Here is a 19293-nt window from a genome sequence, read left to right on the forward strand (position 1 = left end):
ATGCGCGAATGGCAGATCAAACGCCGCGAACGGACCCGGCAGCTGATCGAGCTCGGCGGGCTGGTCGCCAAAGCTGAGCTGGTCGAGCTGACCGACGACGATCGCGCCGCACTTTTCGGCGCGTTCCTCACTGTCGCGGCAAAGCTGCGCGGTCCGGATGGTGCGCAGGCGCTCGTGCTGTTCCGGCGCAAGGGTAAGCGGGTGTTTGAGGCGGAGCAATCAGGCTGATCGGCAGAGGAGAGCGACTCCAGTCTCTGCAAATTGGAGTCGATTGCTCGCGTCAGCTTTGCGCCCTCCATCCAGCCATCGAAGGTTCAACGACGATCTCCTGGAAGCGGACATCGGATCAGTGGGCTCGATCTGGCAGCAACGTCGGACGAACCGGAACGGCAGGTTTTAGGGCTCATCTTGCGGATAGCTGCCCTTCGTTGCTGCCATGTCCGATGGCAGCTAGCCGAGATCGATTTTACCGGCATTGCGGCTTCGCGCTTGTTTGAATAGGTCTGGCCCGGAATCCACTGGCAGGGAATGAGGCTATGCGAGAACATGAGTTGCGGCGGCAAGTTGTCAGCGAAATGCATTTGCGTCGCTGGCCGCTGTTGCAACTGCCGGTCGCAGTGTTCCAGTGGGTGCTTGAGGTTGGGCCTGGCGAGCGTGAGGCGGAGCGCTCAGTCTTGTCCGCTCTGTGCGGAAGCCAATCGGATGAAGAGAATCCGCGCCACCTGTCAGGTGCACTCTCCGGCGACGTCTCCTTTACATGGGAGCGACAGAGCGAAGGTTCGACGCTGACAGTGTTTTGTCCGGGACGCGCCATCGAAGTTTTGCTCGCCCCCGGACTGGACTCTTCGGTGGGCGAGGCCATTGACTGGGTGGAAACCCTGCCGGGCGCAATCATTCGCGCGACATCGATCTGGGTTGGTGGCGACGAAGCCGAAGTCGAAAGGGCATTGCCCGCGGTTGATTTCAATCGCAGCGAGCTTGTGTCGTGCGGCCTCTCCGAGGGAGTGCGTATCTGGTCGGATTTTCGCATTCACCCCGATGGCCGGGGGCGCCTTGTGGTGTCAGCCGGGGAAGTCGACCGGAGTGATCTCACCCGGCAACTGCAGCAATTGCAGGAGCTTGGGAATTACCGCAACAAGGCGCTCTTGGGGCTGCCGGTGGCACAAGAGGCCTGGCCAAGGCTGGACGCGGCCGAACGCGAATTGGCCGCACTTGCCAAGGCCGTCACTTCCTCGGTGGCCTCTGACGATGATTTGCTGGCACAATTGTCTGACCTCAGCCTGGAACTTTCGACCATTGCCACGTCAATTGACTATCGCATGAACGCTACCGCAGCCTATTCGCGTCTGGTGGAAGAGAGACTCGCACAACTTGCTCCGGAACCGATCCGTGGGTTCGCTTCGCTCGTCGACTTCACTGAACGCCGCTTCCTGCCGGCAGCGCGCACCTGCGCCGCCTTGACTGAGCGCGAACGCCAGCTGACACGGCGTGCGCGCCAAATCTCCGAACTGCTGCGCGCCCGTATCGAGACGCGGATCGAGAACCAGAACGCGAAACTGCTTCGATCGATGGAGCGCAGCACGACGATGCAAGTGCGCTTGCAGCAGATCGTCGAGGGCCTCTCCGTAGTGGCCGTGAGTTATTATGCCATCGGCCTGCTAGGGTATGCCATAAAGGGTGCGTCCCATCACTTTGACTGGGTTGATCCGGAAGTTGCGATCGCTTTGCTGGTGCTGCCGGTCCTGGGATGCGTGTGGTTTGCGCTCCATTCGCTCAAAAAGCGGGTTCTGGGCGGCGATTAGCTGCATTCACGCGGGAATTGCGCACGCGACAACGCCTGTGACCAGCCTCCAAGCACATTTCATTGTTAAGTTGGCAGGCGAAATGCAAACTTTCCTTGCACATCGGTCGCGACTGGCGGTAGCAGTTGCGGTCCGCTGCATGTTGGGAGGTGCATTTGGCCGGGGAATTGACGATCCTTGTTGTTTCGCGCGACGATGCGCTGATCAGCGCGGCGCGAGCTGGGCTGAAGGAGCGGGCTGATTACCGGCTGGTCATAGCTGAGGACGGCAAGACCGCGCAGGAGCGGCTCAACGACATCGAAGTACACCTCTTGCTTTGCGATCTCGACACGGTGGACGATGCCCAAGACAACGTACTGACACGCGCGCGCGTTTCACATCCGGGGGTTTGTCGAATTGCGGTCTCTTCGCAGAATCGCGACGATGCTGACAGCGAGGCAGTCCGTCGCTCTGCCGCCTATCTCTATCTGTTCAAGCCGCTAACACCTCATCAGATTGCGCTCATGGTAAAGCGCAGCCTGGAAATGAACGAACTTTCGCGACGGCATCGCCTTCTTTCGCGTGAACTGAAGATTTCGGTCGATGACCAGATTTTCGAGGAACGCGTGGATATGTCAGTCAAGGGCGGTTACTCGCAATTCGAGAAGCTCGTTTATGCCAGCGCCAAGATGGCTGATTTGATCGTTGAAGCGCGCAAGGCGGCAGTCACCGATCTGCCAGTCCTCATCGAGGGCGACACCGGGACGGGCAAGGAACTGCTGGCGCGAGCGATCCATTTCAACTCTACACGTGTCGATTCTCCGATCCATGTACAGAATTGCGGCGGTATGCTGGATTCCACGCTCCATTCCGAATTGTTCGGACATGTGCGGGGGGCTTACACCGGAGCCACCGCAGACCGGCTTGGGCTGTTCCGTGCCGCAGATGGCGGAACGGTGTTCCTTGACGAAATTTCAGATGTTTCGCCGAGTTTCCAGGTCAGCCTGCTGCGCTTCCTTCAGAATGGCGAGGTTAAACCGCTAGGGTCGGACAAGTTGCTGCATGCCAATGTCCGGATCATTGCGGCGTCCAACCGGCCGCTTCTGGAAATGGTCGAAAAAGGCGAATTTCGGCGTGACCTGTATTATCGTCTCAAAGGCTTTTCGCTGAGCATCCCGGCGCTGCGGGACAGGCGGGAGGATATTCCTGTTCTTACAGATTTCTTCATCGAGAAATATGCCGGAGTAGTCGGCCGCAGGGTAATTGGCATTACGCAGAGTGCGCTCGACAGGCTGCAGGCTCATCAATACCCAGGTAATGTCCGGGAACTGGAAAGCGAGATCAGGCGCGCGGTGGCGCTGGCTGAAAATGGTGGTTACATTACAGAGCGTAACCTCTCGGCCGTGTTTGACAATCTCGTTGTTGCCCCGGAGGTCGGCCAGCAGGCGGAAATGGAAGGCGGCACACTCAAGGAGATGGTCGAGCGTCTGGAGCAACGGGTCGTGGTAGGTGCACTCACCCGTTTTCGCTGGAACCAGAGCAAGACTGCCGACGCGCTGGGGCTATCCCGCGTGGGCCTGGCCAACAAGATCAAGCGCTACGGTCTGCATGATGGCTGACGGTGGTCTCATGCAGGAGCAGGAGCGGGAGTGGCAGTGAAATGGCAGACCGGGACAATGTTGTTCGCTTGCGTTTTTCCCGCATGCCCTATCCGGGGCAAGAGGCGCCACAAGACCTCGGCTCCACAAAGCTGACGCGAACAGCGGGTGCAGGGCTTTCTGGTGCGCATGGCCATTGGTGCGGGCGCTGCAAAGGCATCTGGTATTCGGCGTTCGGCGAAGTTGAATGCCCGGTCTGCGGCAACCGGCACGGCTAGCCTGAACGGTTGGCATACGCACCTCCTACGGCTCCGACTGCAAAGAATGTTTCAAGGAGTGCGTGCAAAGTTTCTTTGCATTTTCTTCGCCGAAAATAGGGGCTTCTCCATAAGATACTGAAAATGCTTTAATATTTTTCTGGCACGAATCATGCTTAATGTCCTCCCATGGCCCGCACGGGCATTTGGCCGGTCGGGCACTCCGCCGGGAAGTTGGGAGACTGAGAAATGGCGAATCTGTTGTGGCTTCAAGGCGGTGCTTGCTCTGGCAATACCATGTCCTTCCTTAATGCCGAGGAGCCCAGCGCATGCGATCTGGTGACGGATTTTGGCATCAATGTCCTTTGGCATCCCTCGCTTGGCCTCGAGCTGGGTGAGAATGTCAAAGTCATGATGGAAAAGTGCCTTTCCGGCGAAATCCCGCTCGACATTTTCGTGTTCGAAGGCAGCGTCATCAATGCGCCCAACGGTACGGGCGAATGGAATCGCTTCTGTGGCCGCCCGATGAAAGACTGGGTGGCGGATCTTTCTGCCAAGGCGCAATTTGTTGTGGCAATCGGCGATTGCGCCACCTGGGGCGGCATCCCGGCAACGGCGCCGAACCCGTCTGAAAGCGAAGGCTTGCAGTTCCTCAAGCGGGCCAAGGGTGGAGCGCTGGGCGAAGGCTTCACGTCTCAGGCTGGCCTTCCGGTCATCAATATTCCCGGCTGCCCCGCTCACCCTGACTGGGTAACGCAGATCCTTGTCGCCGTTGCCACGGGCCGCGCGGGCGACCTGACGCTGGACGAATTCCATCGGCCAAAGACCTTCTTCTCCAGCTTCACGCAGACGGGCTGCACCCGCAACATGCACTTCGCCTACAAGGTCTCGACCACGGCCTTCGGTCAGCGCAAGGGCTGCCTCTATTACGATCTGGGGTGCCGCGGCCCGATGACTCACAGCCCCTGCAACCGCATTCTGTGGAACCGCGTTTCGTCCAAGACCCGTGCTGGCATGCCCTGCCTTGGCTGTACGGAACCGGAATTCCCCTTCTTCGATCTCGCCCCAGGAACTGTCTTCAAGACCCAGACTGTGATGGGCGTGCCGAAGGATCTGCCGCTAGGGGTTGATCGTACCGGCTACGTCAAGCTCACAGCTGCCGCCAAGGGTGCGGCTCCGGCGTGGGCCGAAGAGGATATCTTCGTCGTCTGATTCATGAGGGTTCATGGCGCGCAGCGAAGCGCGCCGCACACAGAATTTCGGGAGAATTACAATGGCAGCTACACAAACCCTCGACATTTCGCCCGTTGGCCGGGTGGAGGGCGACCTTGATGTCCGCGTCGACATCGAGAACGGGATCGTCACCAATGCATGGACGCAAGCGGAAATGTTCCGCGGCTTCGAAGTCATCCTCAAGAACAAGGATCCACAGGCCGGGCTTGTCGTTACGCCTCGTGCTTGCGGCATCTGCGGTGCCTCGCACCTGTCCTGTGCTGCCTGGGCACTCGATTCCGCCTGGGGTACCACCGTTCCGCGTAACGCGATCCTTGCCCGCAATCTCGGGCAAATCGTCGAAACACTCCAGTCAATCCCGCGACATCACTATGGTCTGTTCATGATCGACTACACCAACCAGAACTATGCGAAGTCCAAGTTCTACGAAGAAGCGGTGAAGCGCTATGCGCCCTTCACAGGGACCTCCTATGAAGCGGGTGTGACCATTTCGGGCCGCCCGGTAGAAATCTATGCCCTGCTTGGCGGGCAGTGGCCGCATTCTTCCTTCATGGTTCCTGGCGGCGTGATGTGCGCCCCGACCCTGACCGACGTGACCCGCGCCTGGTCGATCCTGGAGCACTTCCGCCGCAACTGGATCGAACCGTTGTTCCTTGGTTGCTCGATGGAGCGCTATGAGGAAATCACCACGTACGATCAACTGATGGCGTGGCTTGATGAGCGGCCGGAACACGCGAATTCCGATCTCGGCATGTTTATCCGCATGTCGCTCGACATCGGACTGGAGAAATATGGCACTGGCCACGGCAAGTTCATCTCGTGGGGCTATCTCCCGCATGAAGACCGTTACAACAACCCCACGATTGAAGGCCGCAACAGCGCCGTGATCATGAAATCGGGGACGTTCGACGGTGCCAGCGGCGCGTTCAAGCTGATGGATCAGGGCAATGTCCGCGAGGACATGCAGCGCGCGTGGTACAACGAAGGGGACGATATCCACCCATTCGACCGGACGACGATGCCAATCGCGAAAAACGACATCGATACTGATGGCAAATACAGCTGGTCGACTGCCGTTCGCCACGCCGAACATGGTCGTCTTGAGGCCGGCCCGCTCGCGCGGCAGCTGATCGCTGGTGGCGATCATGGCGAGGCCTGGCAACACAGTGATGGACTGGTGCTCGACATGTATCGCAAGCTTGGCGGCGCTTCGACCTACCTGCGCCACTTCGCCCGCCTGCATGAGCTGTGCAAGCTATACCGCGAAGCCGAACGCATCCTGCGCGAGTTCCGTCTCAACGATGAATGGTACATCAAGCCTACTGAGCGCGATGGCCAGGGATGGGGCGCGACCGAGGCTGCGCGTGGCGCCTTGTGCCACTGGATCGACGTGCGCGATGGCAAGATCCACAATTACCAGATCATCGCTCCGACCACATGGAATGTCGGCCCGCGTGCGAGCAATGGCGAGTTGGGACCGATCGAGGAGGCACTCATCGGCACCCCGATTACAAATACTGCCGATCCGGTTGAAGTCGGACATGTCTGCCGTTCCTACGACAGCTGCCTGGTTTGTACGGTCCACGCACACGATGCGAAAACGGGCGAGGAACTGGCGCGCTTCCGCACAGCTTGATATCGGGCCGCCGGGTGGGAGGACGCTGTGAGGTGTCTCCCACCCGAGGCTGCGAATAGAATAACAACCCGTTGGGAGAATGCGCCGGAATGACAGGCGACAACACCGAATTGCAGCGCCAGCGCGAATGGCTCCTGTCCCGGTATGGCGTGGTGCCTTCAGAGGCCGATCATGCGACACTTCTGCGCATGATCGAGGATTATCTCAACGAAGGGCTGGAAACGCAGGTTGAGCCATTTCCCGAAACCGACCGCGAGTTTTCAGGCATTCTTGACGAGTTAAGGGCGCTCGACCCGGATGATCTAAGGGCCAAGCTCGACATTTCCGGCTGGTTGCTTCGCCCGTACGGGGCAGACGAGATGCGCTGTCAGGAATGCATGTATTATCTGGTCCACAGGCGCTGGTGTGACCTGCCGGAGCTAAGCTTGCCCGCCGAGCCCGAATGGTGGTGTCGCCTCTGGCGCATTTGAAGGAGTTGCGCATGGCCACTGATGCAGACGAAACCCTACGGCGGGAGATCGCGGGTCTTCTGGCTGGCGGCCTTGAAACCGAAGTCTTCCCCAGAGCCGAAGACTCCGCGCAGGTCAACGCGATCGTGTCCCGCCTGCAATCGGAAGGCAAGGACCTTGCTTCCAAACTTGTGATTGCCGGGTTTACAGATCACACCATCACGGCTGATGAACTGGAACAGCCCTGCGAAACCTGCATGTATTACCTTATCAAGCGCCGTTTCTGTGATCTGCCTGAACTTATGCTGCCGGTTGAACCCGAGTGGTCGTGCCGCCTGTGGCGAATTTAGACGCACCTGCCACTGCGATCATTGGCTGCGGCAATATCAATCGCGGTGATGACGGGGCTGGTCCGGCCGTCATCGCCCGGCTTGCTGCTGAAGATTTGCCGTCTGATGTAGCGCTGCTGGATGCCGGCACTGATGGGATGGCAGTGATGTACCGTGCGCGCGGGGCGCAGCAGCTTATCGTGATCGATGCAAGGGAGCCCGAAGGCAAGCCGGGGGCTATCTACGAGGTTCCCGGCGATGTGCTGGCGGCAGAACCGGTCCATGGCGTGGGTCTTCACGCGTTCCGTTGGGACAACGCCCTGTTTGTGGGACGCAAGATCTTTGGCGATGACTTCCCTTCTGATGTGCAAGTCTATCTGATCGAAGCGCAGACGCTGGACTATGCCACCGAGCTTTCCGGGCCGGTAGTTGCAGCGGTCGAGAAGGTGGCGGCCAAGATCGCGGCGCGGCTCGTCATCGCCCCCGAGGCTTAAGTCATGGAGCAGACCATCTCGGTCGCGCGCGGGACGATCCGGTTTCCCGCAGGCCTGGTCGCTACCTATTTCTCGGGCATCGATGCAGTTGCGGTGCTGATCGATGGCGCGACCTTGCGGATTTTGCCGGTGTTTCACGCGGCGGCCGGAGGAGCGCTGTTGAAACAACGCAATGCTCAGGGTGATCGGGTAGTTGGCGCTTTCGATGTGTTCGAGGCGCACGGCCTGGCCGACTTCGAGGCGCAGGACGTCCCCGTAAGGTGGTCAAGCGGAGATGCGGCGCTTCTTGCGGACCTCCCCGTAACTGATAACTAAGTTTACATAACGAAAAACTGGTAGACAATTTACCCGGCGCTCGTTTTAAGGGCTGCAGGCCCGAATCCGATCAAGGGGAGGCCGGGGAGAGTCGGGATGGTTGCGCTCAGTCGCACAGAGGATCAGCTGGCGGCCGCCTTGAAGGTGGTGGAGGAAAGTGACGCTTCGGTTATCGAGAAAGCCGAAATGCTCATGGAAATTGCCATGGGTCTGCAACAGCGGCCGAAGGAAGCCGACGACCTGCTGGCAGCCATCGAACTCTATGAACAGGCAATCCATCAGTGCGGAGACCAGGATGCACTGCTGACTGCCCGGATTCGTGCGCGAATGGCCACGGCGCTCATGGCAATTCCTTCCGAAATTGCCGCACCGATCGAACAGGCTCGTGACTTGCTGAAACAGGCAACACCGGTCCTGGCGGAGGGAGGCAGCGGCGAAGAGGTGGCTGAAGCGGAAATGAACCTTGGCCTCGCCCTGCAGACTCTTGCAGGCGCAGGCATGGCACGAATTACAGATGCAATATCCGCCTATCAGCGATCGCTGCGGACGTTCAACAAGCTGCGTCATCCACGCGAATATGCCATTCTGAACAACAATCTGGCGACCGCCTTCCTCTCCGTTCCGATTACGAGCGAAAGCGGCAAGATCAGCGAAGCGCTGGCGGTGCAATCATTTGAAGAAGGACTTTCGGCGGTCAATCTGATCGATCAGCCGATGGAATATGCAATGCTGCAGAACAATCTGGGCAATGCGCTGCAATATGCATCATCGAGCCACCGGGTCGAGAACGGTTTCCGTGCGCTGGAGGCCTATGACGAGGCGTTGAAGGTGCGCCAGCGGGACAACACTCCGCTTGAATATGCCAACACCATAGCGAACAAGGCCAATTGCCTTTGCAACCTCCCTGACGATCCGGAAGACGGAGAAGCAGGCAATCCACGCAACATCGCGGAGGCGATCAAGCTGCTGCGCGAAGCGCGCGAAATATTTGCCGCTGCCGGAGCGCAGGACCGGGCCGAGAGCGCGGCGCAAACAATCATCGAACTTGAAATGGCAGTGCGCGGCGAACCCTCGCGCGCCAACGGCGGATTTTAGAGAACAATGGAGGTAAATTTGCTCGTAATTTTACTGCTGGCCCTGGTGGCCGGAATAGCAGGGGCTCTTGTCGGCGGCGCGCTCTCGGGCCTGAAGATTGGCGGGGCTGCGCTGGGCAAGCAACTGGCAGCCCAACTGGGCGGGCTTTACGGCCTGCTCGCCGGAGTTCCCGGTGTAGTCATGGGACTCGCCGTGCTGTTTTTCATGCAATCGGCCTGAGGGAGACTACCATGTTTGATATGGTTTTCAGTTCAACCAAGTTGTTTTTTCAGGGCAAGCTGTTCCAGGATACGGCCCTCGCCATCCGTCTACTTGTGACCGGGGCTGCCGCAGCTACCGTTGCAACTGTATTGGTTGGCATGGTTGCACCACTATGGGTAGCGGCGATTGCCGGGGGCCTGGTGGGCGGCTTGCTTCAGCCTTACCTCTACCGGAACATCAAGTACGCCTGATCCGATGTCAGAGGCGGATCCCCAGCGGCCCGAGCCAACGCTTTCCCGCCTGCTGGGGGATCTGACCGCGCTGGAAGCGCTGGCAGAGAACTGGGAAGAAGGTGCACGTAATGGTGCGCAGGCACGGGCAGCGGCGCTTGACGCGCTCAATGCCGAAGCCTTCCGTCGCCTGATCCGTTCGCTGCGTGAGCTGCCCGGCGCAGCCGAGGCCTTGCGTCAGGCGGCGGCGGACGAGGTGGTCTATTGCGTGCTCCGCCGCCATGGCATCCTCAAAGCCAGCCTGTTCGAGCGGGTCGATGCCGCGCTTGCCACGGTGCGCCCGACGCTGGCTGGCCATGGCGGCGATGCCGAACTGGTCGAAGTATCTGGCGACAAGGCAGTGGTGCGTTTTCTGGGGGCCTGTGATGGATGTCCCGCTTCGGCGCTGACTTTCTATGCCGGGGTAAAGAAAGCGATCACAGAGCAAGTGCCCGAAATCCGCGAAGTCAAGCAGGCCAAGGGGCTGGGCGGCGGCGGCGGTGATACGGTGCATTTCACTTCTCCCTTCGCCGCGCATGAGCATGAAGGCTGGCTCCATGCTCTGCAACTGACTGAATTGCCCGACGGGACGACTTCTGTTCTGGAGCTGGAAGGGCGTTCGCTGCTGCTTTCGCGATTCGGGGACAAGGTTACCTGTTTCGAGAACGCCTGTGCGCATCTTGGCATGCCGATGGACCAGGCGGAAATTGCCGATGGCTTCATCACCTGCCCGCATCATGGTTTCCGTTATGCGCTCGAAAGCGGTGAATGCCTGACGGCACCAGAAGTGCAATTGCAACCTCATGCAGTACGCGTCCGAGGGGATGCCATCGAACTGAGGCTGACGCGATGAAAGTATCGCTCGCGCCCTCCTTCCGTCCGGTTAAAGCCGAAGGGACGCAAATCGCGGGAACACCGCTGCTGGAAGAAGGCGGGCCGCGCGTGGTACTCGGCTGGTCGCCGGGCGACGTTGCAACGCCGCTGTCTCCCGCCGCTGCAAGCCTGTTCGGGCCGCGCGGTGTCTGCCTGCATCCTGATGGAACATTATGGGTCGCGGATACCGGGCATCATCGGCTGCTGGGATGGCGAAAGATCCCACAATCGGACAATGAGCCTGCCGATATTCTGATCGGCCAGCCGAGTTTCTGCCGCGAAGGCCGCAACGCCAAGGGGCCTCCCGGTCCTGCTACGCTCAATGTGCCGACTGGCCTGTGCGCATGGCGCGGCGGATTGGCCGTGGCTGATGCCTGGAACCACCGCGTGCTGATCTGGCGCGAAGTGCCAACAGGCAATGGCCAGCCAGCCGATCTGGTGCTGGGTCAGGAGGATAGTGAATCCGTTCTGGCCAATCGCGGCGCTGACCGTCCAACCTCGGCCAGCCTGCACTGGCCCTATGGCGTGGCCGAAGTGGCCGGCAGACTGGTCGTATGCGACAGCGGCAACCGCCGCCTGCTGGTTTGGAGCGATCCTTCAGAAACCGGCCAGCCAGCCGATCTGGTGCTGGGCCAGCATGACTTCTCTACGCGCGACGAGAACGCGGGCGGCGAAGTCACGGCGATGTCGATGCGGTGGCCGCATGGAGCCTGCTGGTGGAATGGCCATCTCGCGCTGGCAGACAGCGGCAACAACCGTGTGATGCTGTGGCGTGGATTTCCAGAGCACAATGGCGCGCCTTGCGACGCAATTCTGGGACAGCGGGACGCCGCACATTGCGATCACAATATGTCCTCCTACTATCCCAGCGCGGCCAGTGTGAACATGCCCTATGCGACGGTTGAAGCCGGTGGCCAGCTGATTGTGGCCGATACCGCGAACTCGCGTCTGCTCGGCTGGGCAGACAGCGCCACCGGCATTGCGGCGAACCGGCTTTGTGGTCAGCCGGACTTCGCCAGCAAAGGCGACAATCGCTGGGGCATGCCCGAACGAGACAGCCTGTGCTGGCCCTATGGCCTGTCAGCGCTGGGTGATCTGGTGGCGGTTGCCGATAGCGGCAACAATCGCGTCCTTTTGTGGAATCTGGCGCGGTGACCGGCGAACGCCTTCTGGTGCGCGGCCAGGTGCAGGGCGTAGGCTTCCGGCCCACTGTATGGCGGGTTGCACGCGAGCTTGAGCTAACCGGTGATGTGCGCAACACCAGCAGCGGAGTTGAAATTCGCCTTTGGGGCAAAGCGGTGTCGCGCTTTGAAAGCGAACTGCGCGCGGCGCTGCCTGCATTGGCGCGGATTGATGCGATAGAACGCGTGGCAATTGATGCTGTGCGGCCCGAGAGCTTCGTTATCGGTGCATCGGAAGGTGACGGCATGCGCGGGGCTGTAACGCCCGATGCGGCAATCTGCTCCGCCTGCCTTGAAGAAGTGCGCGATCCTTTCGAGCGTCGCTATCGCTACCCCTTTACCAATTGTACCGAATGCGGGCCGCGTTTCTCGATTATCGAGACCGGCCCCTATGATCGTGCCCGCACGACCATGAGAGGTTTCGCGATGTGCCCGGAATGCGGAGAGCAATATTCCGATCCGACAGACCGGCGCTTCCATGCCCAACCTATCGCGTGCCATGTTTGCGGACCGCGCGCATGGATCGAGCGCCTTGGCCCCGGTACTGTTAATCACGAAGCCTTTTCGATGATGGACGACGTGGATGCCGCAGGCGGCATGCTGATGAACGGGCATATCGTCGCCATCAAGGGGCTTGGCGGCTTTCATCTCGCCTGTGATGCCACCCGCGCGGAGGTGGTGGCCGATCTGCGTATGCGCAAACGGCGCAGGGGCAAGGCCTTTGCCCTGATGGCGCGCGATCTGGACGTTATCCGCCGTTATGCCGAAGTCTCGGATCATGAAGCCGAACTGCTGGCATCGCCTGAAGCGCCGATCGTGTTGCTGCGCGCATCGGGGGAGCCGCTGCCCGAAGCGGTTGCGCCGGGGCTGGACCGGATCGGCTTCATGCTGCCGCATACCCCGCTGCATCACCTGCTGTTGCGGCGGATGAAGCGCCCGGTGGTGATGACTTCGGGCAATCTCTCAGGCCGCCCGCAATGTACCTCCAACGAGCAGGCCCGCGCCGAACTGGAAGGCATTGCCGAATTCGCGCTGATGCACGACCGGGACATTGCCAACCGGATCGACGACAGCGTTACGCGGGTTGATCTGGGCCGGGTCCGGCTGCTGCGCCGCGCACGCGGCTATGCCCCCAGAGCTATCGACCTGCCCACCGGCTTTCCGAGTGACCTCTCGCTACTAGCCATGGGCGCGGAGCTGAAGAACAGCTTCTGTGTGGTGCGTGATGGCGAGGCTGTGTTGAGTCAGCACATGGGCGATCTGGAGGACGCAGCGACCGAAGAAGATGTGCGCCGCAACCTCGATCTTTACAACCAGCTCTACGACCATCGGCCCGCGGCAATCGCGGTGGACGCGCACCCCGAATATCTTTCGACCAAGCATGGACGCGAAATCGCGGATGGACGGCCGGTGATCACGGTACAGCATCACCACGCCCATATCGCCGCCTGTCTGGCCGAAAACGGTCGCTCGCTCGATGCCGCCCCTGTACTGGGGATCGCGCTTGACGGCCTGGGTCTGGGTGATGACGGTACGATCTGGGGCGGTGAGTTCCTGATCTGCGATTATCGCGGATACCGTCGTGCCGGGATGCTCAAGCCGGTCGCACTGCCGGGTGGGATTGCGGCGATCCGCGAACCCTGGCGCAATGCCTATGCCCATTTGATGGCGCAGATGGGCTGGGCCGAATTCGCGATGAATTTCGTTGACCTGCCATTGTTTTCCCGCATTTCCGCCATGCCGCGATCCACGATCGATGCGATGATCGCCAGCGGGACCAACAGCCCGCTTTCTTCCTCTTGCGGGCGGTTGTTCGATGCCGCTGCGGCGATCTGCGGTCTCGCCTGGGATCGGCAGGAATATGAAGGGCAGGCAGCCATGTTGCTGGAAGCAGCAATCGATCCGGCGGCGCTGAATGAGCCGGACGATCTGGCCTATCCTTTTTCCATTCCGTTGCTGGGCGGGCGTGGGCTTCCCTATGTTGAACCGCTCGCCGTGTGGCGGGCGATGCTGGGTGACCTGCTGCTGAATACGCCGGTTGGGGTGATGTCCGCGCGGTTCCATCGCGGCTTCGCACGGTCTGTTGTGGCCATGGCGCAGCGCCTGACCGCAGACGATGGCCCTGATATTGTGGCCCTGTCTGGCGGCTGTTTCCAGAACGCCACGCTGTTCCGCCTGGTCCATGAAGGATTGGAACAACTGGGGCTCAACGTCCTCAGCCACTCGAGAGTGCCCGCCAATGATGGCGGTCTGGCTTTGGGGCAGGCCGCTGTGGCCATGGCTCATTTGCACGAAGCGGCCACGGAAATCGAAAATGGGAGAGAAGTATGTGCTTAGGTATTCCGGGACAGATCGTGGAGATCACCGATGCCGGGCGCAAGCTGGGCGTGGCCAATGTCTCGGGCGTGCGGCGCCCGGTCAACCTCGCCTGCGTTATTGGCGAAGGCAGTGTCGAAGACCTGATCGGCACATGGGTGCTGATCCATGTCGGATTTGCCATGAGCAAGATTGACGAGGATCAGGCGGCCGAAACACTGCGCATCCTGACCGAGCTGGGAGAGGCGCAGCAGGAACTTGCAGCCATGCGCGACGGCGATCGCGCGTTGGGAGACGCGCAGTGGTGACCACTGGCCCTGCCTTGAATGCGCTTTATCCGCATATGCGCAGAGGTGGCGAACAGCTCCGTGCCTCGGCGCAAAGCCTGCGCCATTCGGTTGAGAGCAAGGCTCGGGACCACACTGAGGTGTTCGGCAAGTTTTTTGCAGAACAGGCAGACGAGCTGGTCGCCGCCGCGACCACGCTGGCCGCAAGCTATCGCCAGGGCGGGCGCCTGCTGGCCATGGGCAATGGCGGATCGAGCTGTGATGCCGCGCATGTCGCGGTGGAGTTTCTCCATCCAGTGACCGCCGGAAGGCCGGCGCTGGGTGCGATCAACCTCGCGGCCGATGTCGCGATGCTGACGGCAGTCGGTAATGATGTCGGACAGGACCATGTGTTCGTGCGTCCGCTGATTGCCCACGGGCGGCACGGTGATTGCCTGATCGGCTTTTCGACCAGCGGCAATTCCGCAAACCTCATCCGGGCTTTTGCCAAGGCGCGGGAGATGGGCATTGCCACGATCGGCCTGGCGGGTGGTGACGGGGGCGAGATGGCCCGCGCCGGACTGGATCATCTGCTGGTGGTCCCAACAGGCTCGATCCACCGGGTGCAGGAATGCCACCTCGCGGCCTATCACATCCTCTGGGACCTGACCCACACGCTGCTAGCCAATGACCGGGCCGCACCGCTGGAGGCAGGCGCATGAAGTATGTCGACGAATTCCGCGATCCGGTTCGCGCCGGTGTCCTGCTCAAGGAAATCGAGGCCCTGACCGCACAGATCATGGCCGGGCGCGATCGCCCGGTCGTCATCATGGAAGTGTGCGGCGGCCACACGCATTCGATCTTCCGATACGGCATCGAGAAGATGCTTCCGCCGGAAATCGAGTTTGCCCATGGGCCGGGCTGTCCGGTTTGCGTGTTGCCGATGGGCCGGGTCGATGATTGCGTGGAACTGGCTATGAAGCCGGAGGTGATCTTCACTACGTTTGGTGATGCCATGCGCGTGCCGGGATCGCGGCTCAGCCTGCTAGGCGCAAAGGCCGAAGGGGCCGATGTGCGGATGGTCTATTCACCACTCGATGCCCTCGCGCTGGCCCGTGCGAACCCGGACCGCGAAGTGGTTTTCTTCGGCCTCGGCTTCGAGACGACGATGCCCTCCACAGCCCTGACAATCCTGCAGGCTCAGGCAGAAGGGATCGGCAATTTCTCGCTGTTCTGCAACCACATCACCATCATCCCCACGATCAAGGCGATCCTCGATTCACCCGATATGGGGATCGATGGCTTTCTCGGGCCGGGCCATGTCTCGATGGTCATCGGCACTGATCCCTATGACTTCATCGCACGCGACTACCACCGTCCGCTGGTGGTCGCCGGCTTCGAACCGCTCGACGTATTGCATTCGGTTTGGATGGTGCTTCGGCAGATGGCCGAAGGCCGGGCGGAGATCGAAAACCAGTATGCCCGGATTGTGCCACGCCATGGCAATGAAGCTTCGCTGGCTGCGGTTACGGAAGTATTCGAACTGCGGGAATTCTTCGAATGGCGCGGGCTGGGCTCGATCGACCATTCTGGCGTCCAGATTCGCGAGGCCTATGCGGCCTGGGATGCTGAGCGAAAATTTGCCGTTGCATCGCCTAGCATTCCGGATCCCAAGGCTTGCCAGTGCGGCGAAGTGCTGAAAGGCGCGATCAAGCCATGGCAGTGCAAGCTGTTCGGTCGGTCGTGCACACCGGAAACACCGATGGGTGCCCTGATGGTTTCGTCTGAAGGAGCATGTGCCGCCTATTATCAGTATGGCGGGATCGATGCGGTGCCGGAGCCAGCGCAATGAACGCTGTAACTCCCACTGGCAACGGACGGCTGCGAGCGGAGCGGGTCACGCTGGCGCATGGCGGTGGCGGCAAGGCCATGCGGGATCTGATCGAGGATGTGTTTACCTCGGTTTTCGAACCCGACGGGTTGGAAGACCAGGCGCGGTTGAGCCACGAAATGTTGGCCGTGGAGGGTGCCCGGCTGGCCTTCACCACGGACAGTTTCGTAGTGCAGCCGCTCGAGTTTCCCGGTGGCGATATCGGCAAGATTGCGGTTTGCGGCACAGTTAACGACCTTACCGTCGGCGGCGCTCAACCGCTGTGGCTGTCGGCGGCCTTTATCATTGAGGAAGGCACCGAAGTCGCCTTGCTACGCCGCGTGGCAGCGGCCATGCGTAGGGCGGCCGACGAGGCCGGTGTGCGGATCGTGACCGGCGATACCAAGGTGGTTGAGCGCGGTGCTGCCGATACGCTTTTCGTCACCACTTCCGGAGTGGGAGTCATCCCTGCTGGACGCGAACTTGCCGCGGAGAAAGTTCGCGCGGGCGATGTCGCGCTGGTCAACGGTGTATTGGGTGATCATGGCGCCGCCATTCTGGCCGCGCGTGGAGACATGGCTTTCGAGGCGGATATTCGTTCGGATTGCCGCCCGCTCAATCACCTGATGGAAGCGGTGATCGAAGCCGCACCGGGTGTGCGCTGTGCGCGGGATGCCACCAGAGGAGGCCTGGCCAGCGCACTCAACGAAATATCGCAAGCCTCGGCCATCGGGATCGAGATCGACGAGGCCAGATTGCCAATGAGGGCCGAGGTCAAGGGCGTGTGCGAACTGCTCGGGCTTGATCCACTCTATCTCGCCAATGAAGGGGCGCTGGTGCTGTTCGTTCCAGAGGAGCAGGCGGAAGCTGCGCTGACAGCCATGCGCTCAACCGAGGCAGGGCGCGATGCAGCCATTATCGGGCGCGCGGCAGAGATGCGCAGCCCGCGCGTGGTCATGCATAGCCTGTTCGGCGGGAGCCGGATCGTCGATATGCTGGTCGGCGAGCAGCTGCCGCGTATCTGCTGAGGGAGAAGACCTGCCATGCAACTCTCGTTGATCGCCCTGGGTTTCCTTGCCGGAATGGGCCATGCGCTCGAACCCGATCACCTCGCCGCTGTCGGCGCTATGGCCACGGGACGGAATTCGCGCCGGTCGATGGTGCTGCGGGGTGCTGCGTGGGGGCTAGGGCATACGCTCACCCTGCTCGCGATCTGCTCTGCAGTGATCCTGCTGGGCATGGCATTGACAGGCCGTACGGCAGCCCTTCTGGAGAGCGCCGTTGGCTTCATGCTGATTCTGCTGGGGGGTGATGTACTTTGGCGGATGCGCAAGGCACGGGTGCATTTCCACCTGCACGATCATTCCGATGGCGAACGTCATTTTCATGCTCACAGCCATCTTGGCGAACGGGCGCCCCATGATGCGAGCCGCCACGAGCACTCTCACCCCCACAAATTTCCCTTGAAAGCGCTGGCTGTCGGGCTGGTGCATGGCGCAGCAGGATCGGCTGCCCTGCTTACCCTGGCAGTCGCTTCGGTGGGTGATCCTCTGCTGGCGGTTATCTATGTCCTGCTGTTCGGAGTTGGCTCTATTGCAGGAATGGCTGCGCTCAGCTTTATCGCCTCCTGGCCACTTGGCTATGCAGAGCGAGTTGCCTTGCGACTTCATCGAGCGCTGAATCTGTCATTGGCTGTGCTGGCACTTGGCCTGGGATTGCACACGATCTACGCCAACCTGCCTGGCGTGTTGGGGGCGGCCTGATGCACGAGCTGTCTCTTGCCCGGAATATTGTCGCCATTGTTGGTGATCACGCGCAGGGTCGGCGGGTGTCGCGTGTGCGCCTGGCAGTCGGCCCCTATGCCTGCGTAGAGCGCGAGGCGATCCGATTTTCATTCGAGGTGGCGAGCGAAGGTACGCTGCTCGAGAAGGCTGCACTCGAATTTCTGGAAGGCGAGACCGACCAGTTCATCATCAAGGATTTCGATATGGAGGAAATGGCCTGATGTGCGGCACCTGCGGATGCACCGATCCTGACAACGAGATCGCGATGATCGACCCGGAAACCGGGAAGCGAGTGCTGCTTCGCAGCGGCGATGACCATTCCCACGATCATGACCACCCCCACGATCACACTCATTCACACGACCATGATCATTCACACGGGCACCATCATCACCACCATCATGATCACGGGCATGACCATCACCACCACGGCGAACAAGCGGCGCGTGTATCGCTGGAAACCGCCGTGCTTGACCGGAATGATCGCCAGGCGGCTCGCAACCGGGGCTGGTTCGAAGGGCGCGGTGTTGTCGCGCTCAATCTCGTCAGTTCGCCAGGGGCTGGCAAGACGACCTTGCTCGAAACCACGATCCGGGCGCTGGAAGGAAGTCTGCCGATTGCCGTTATCGAAGGTGATCAACAGACGGCCAATGATGCCACGCGCATTCGCGAAGCGGGGGCCCGTGCAATCCAGATCAACACTGGAGCCGGCTGTCACCTCGAAGCCGATATGGTTGCCCGCGCTGTTGAAGAACTCGCACCGAAATCCGGCTCGTTGCTGCTGATCGAGAATGTCGGCAATCTTGTTTGTCCGGCGATGTTCGATCTGGGTGAGCGGATGAAGGTCGCCGTTATCTCCACCCCGGAGGGCGAGGACAAGCCACTCAAATATCCGCACATGTTCCGCGCAGCAGAGGTGGTGCTGATCAACAAGATCGACCTCGCCCCGCATGTTGGATTCGACGAGGCCGCATGCCGCTCAAACATCTCCTCAGTAAACCCCAATGCGCGCGTCTTGCTGGTTTCCGCCCGCACCGGTGAAGGGATGGACGCGTGGTACGATTTCCTGCGAGCAATGGTGTCAGCAGCCGCAGATGGCGGGTGCCTCATTTAGGCGGGACTGCCCACGGGATTAAGATCGTCATCTTGCCCTATCGAGGAATGGCGGCTTTCTTTAGTTTTAGAGCCCAGACCGGACGGTCCGAAACCGGCCCTATTCTGTTGAAAAACTCCTCTTGCGAAGAGAGCGAGCCGCTGATTCAGTGTTCTTCGTAATCAGGAGATTTGCTGATGATGGGCGAGCGAACGGTGATGCAGGAGGCGCTGTTCTACAGCTTCCGCATCGA

Annotated in this window: 22 protein-coding genes; all 22 read left to right on the plus strand. The window is 60.6% G+C overall.

Features of this window, described 5'->3' with window-relative positions:
* The 22 genes from AC13CE_RS09810 (at position 1) to hypB (ending at position 19061) form a co-directional block, all read left to right on the plus strand.
* Complete coding sequence (locus tag AC13CE_RS09810; RefSeq protein WP_482972238.1) at positions 1-228, plus strand: conjugal transfer protein TraD; 228 nt, start codon at positions 1-3, stop codon at positions 226-228.
* Positions 229-536: 308 nt separating this feature from the next.
* On the plus strand, positions 537-1802 hold the full coding sequence (locus tag AC13CE_RS09815) for a DUF3422 family protein (RefSeq protein ID WP_482972239.1): 1266 nt from the start codon (positions 537-539) through the stop codon (positions 1800-1802).
* A gap of 149 nt (positions 1803-1951) precedes the next feature.
* Positions 1952-3400 (plus strand): sigma-54 dependent transcriptional regulator, encoded by a 1449-nt coding sequence (locus AC13CE_RS09820; RefSeq protein WP_482972240.1) that lies wholly within the window; start codon positions 1952-1954, stop codon positions 3398-3400.
* Positions 3401-3885: 485 nt separating this feature from the next.
* On the plus strand, positions 3886-4848 hold the full coding sequence (locus AC13CE_RS09825; RefSeq protein WP_011536524.1) for an NADH-quinone oxidoreductase subunit B family protein: 963 nt from the start codon (positions 3886-3888) through the stop codon (positions 4846-4848).
* 61 nt (positions 4849-4909) lie between these two features.
* Complete coding sequence (locus AC13CE_RS09830; protein ID WP_039330883.1) at positions 4910-6505, plus strand: nickel-dependent hydrogenase large subunit; 1596 nt, start codon at positions 4910-4912, stop codon at positions 6503-6505.
* Positions 6506-6594: 89 nt separating this feature from the next.
* The gene (locus AC13CE_RS09835) at positions 6595-6975 is read left to right on the plus strand and encodes a hypothetical protein (RefSeq protein WP_007015745.1); all 381 of its coding nucleotides are present in this window, start codon (positions 6595-6597) and stop codon (positions 6973-6975) included.
* Positions 6976-6986: 11 nt separating this feature from the next.
* Positions 6987-7304: a hypothetical protein gene (locus tag AC13CE_RS09840; RefSeq protein WP_039330882.1), complete on the plus strand. Its 318-nt coding sequence runs from the start codon at positions 6987-6989 to the stop codon at positions 7302-7304.
* Positions 7292-7777: a hydrogenase maturation protease gene (locus AC13CE_RS09845; protein ID WP_007015747.1), complete on the plus strand. Its 486-nt coding sequence runs from the start codon at positions 7292-7294 to the stop codon at positions 7775-7777. Before AC13CE_RS09840 ends, AC13CE_RS09845 begins: the two co-directional genes overlap by 13 nt.
* A gap of 3 nt (positions 7778-7780) precedes the next feature.
* Entirely contained in the window at positions 7781-8092 is a 312-nt protein-coding gene (locus AC13CE_RS09850; protein ID WP_007015748.1) for a hypothetical protein, read from the plus strand.
* A 96-nt stretch (positions 8093-8188) separates the two neighbouring features.
* Positions 8189-9187: a hypothetical protein gene (locus AC13CE_RS09855; protein WP_482972241.1), complete on the plus strand. Its 999-nt coding sequence runs from the start codon at positions 8189-8191 to the stop codon at positions 9185-9187.
* Between the two features lie 18 nt (positions 9188-9205).
* On the plus strand, positions 9206-9406 hold the full coding sequence (locus AC13CE_RS09860) for a hypothetical protein (protein ID WP_197421697.1): 201 nt from the start codon (positions 9206-9208) through the stop codon (positions 9404-9406).
* Between the two features lie 11 nt (positions 9407-9417).
* Positions 9418-9639, plus strand: a complete 222-nt coding sequence (locus tag AC13CE_RS09865; protein WP_041384247.1) for a hypothetical protein — start codon at positions 9418-9420, stop codon at positions 9637-9639.
* 4 nt (positions 9640-9643) lie between these two features.
* On the plus strand, positions 9644-10510 hold the full coding sequence (locus AC13CE_RS09870) for a NifU family protein (RefSeq protein WP_041384249.1): 867 nt from the start codon (positions 9644-9646) through the stop codon (positions 10508-10510).
* The gene (locus AC13CE_RS09875; protein WP_482972242.1) at positions 10507-11685 is read left to right on the plus strand and encodes an NHL repeat-containing protein; all 1179 of its coding nucleotides are present in this window, start codon (positions 10507-10509) and stop codon (positions 11683-11685) included. Before AC13CE_RS09870 ends, AC13CE_RS09875 begins: the two co-directional genes overlap by 4 nt.
* Complete coding sequence (hypF, locus tag AC13CE_RS09880) at positions 11682-14048, plus strand: carbamoyltransferase HypF (RefSeq protein ID WP_482972243.1); 2367 nt, start codon at positions 11682-11684, stop codon at positions 14046-14048. Before AC13CE_RS09875 ends, hypF begins: the two co-directional genes overlap by 4 nt.
* Positions 14039-14335 (plus strand): HypC/HybG/HupF family hydrogenase formation chaperone, encoded by a 297-nt coding sequence (locus AC13CE_RS09885; RefSeq protein ID WP_011536535.1) that lies wholly within the window; start codon positions 14039-14041, stop codon positions 14333-14335. Before hypF ends, AC13CE_RS09885 begins: the two co-directional genes overlap by 10 nt.
* On the plus strand, positions 14332-15015 hold the full coding sequence (locus tag AC13CE_RS09890; RefSeq protein ID WP_231735368.1) for a D-sedoheptulose-7-phosphate isomerase: 684 nt from the start codon (positions 14332-14334) through the stop codon (positions 15013-15015). Before AC13CE_RS09885 ends, AC13CE_RS09890 begins: the two co-directional genes overlap by 4 nt.
* Positions 15012-16145: a hydrogenase formation protein HypD gene (gene hypD, locus AC13CE_RS09895; protein WP_482972244.1), complete on the plus strand. Its 1134-nt coding sequence runs from the start codon at positions 15012-15014 to the stop codon at positions 16143-16145. The genes AC13CE_RS09890 and hypD overlap by 4 nt, the downstream gene beginning before the upstream one ends.
* Positions 16142-17191, plus strand: a complete 1050-nt coding sequence (hypE, locus tag AC13CE_RS09900; RefSeq protein ID WP_482972245.1) for a hydrogenase expression/formation protein HypE — start codon at positions 16142-16144, stop codon at positions 17189-17191. Before hypD ends, hypE begins: the two co-directional genes overlap by 4 nt.
* Positions 17192-17206: 15 nt before the next feature.
* The gene (locus AC13CE_RS09905) at positions 17207-17926 is read left to right on the plus strand and encodes a HoxN/HupN/NixA family nickel/cobalt transporter (RefSeq protein ID WP_482972246.1); all 720 of its coding nucleotides are present in this window, start codon (positions 17207-17209) and stop codon (positions 17924-17926) included.
* A complete protein-coding gene (locus AC13CE_RS09910; RefSeq protein WP_011536540.1) occupies positions 17926-18168 on the plus strand; it encodes a hydrogenase maturation nickel metallochaperone HypA/HybF in 243 nt (80 codons plus the stop codon). Before AC13CE_RS09905 ends, AC13CE_RS09910 begins: the two co-directional genes overlap by 1 nt.
* Positions 18168-19061, plus strand: coding sequence for a hydrogenase nickel incorporation protein HypB (hypB, locus tag AC13CE_RS09915; protein WP_482972247.1), 894 nt, complete (start codon positions 18168-18170; stop codon positions 19059-19061). Before AC13CE_RS09910 ends, hypB begins: the two co-directional genes overlap by 1 nt.
* The last annotated feature ends 232 nt before the right edge of the window (positions 19062-19293 follow it).

This window comes from Qipengyuania sp. B-5, from assembly GCF_056857815.1.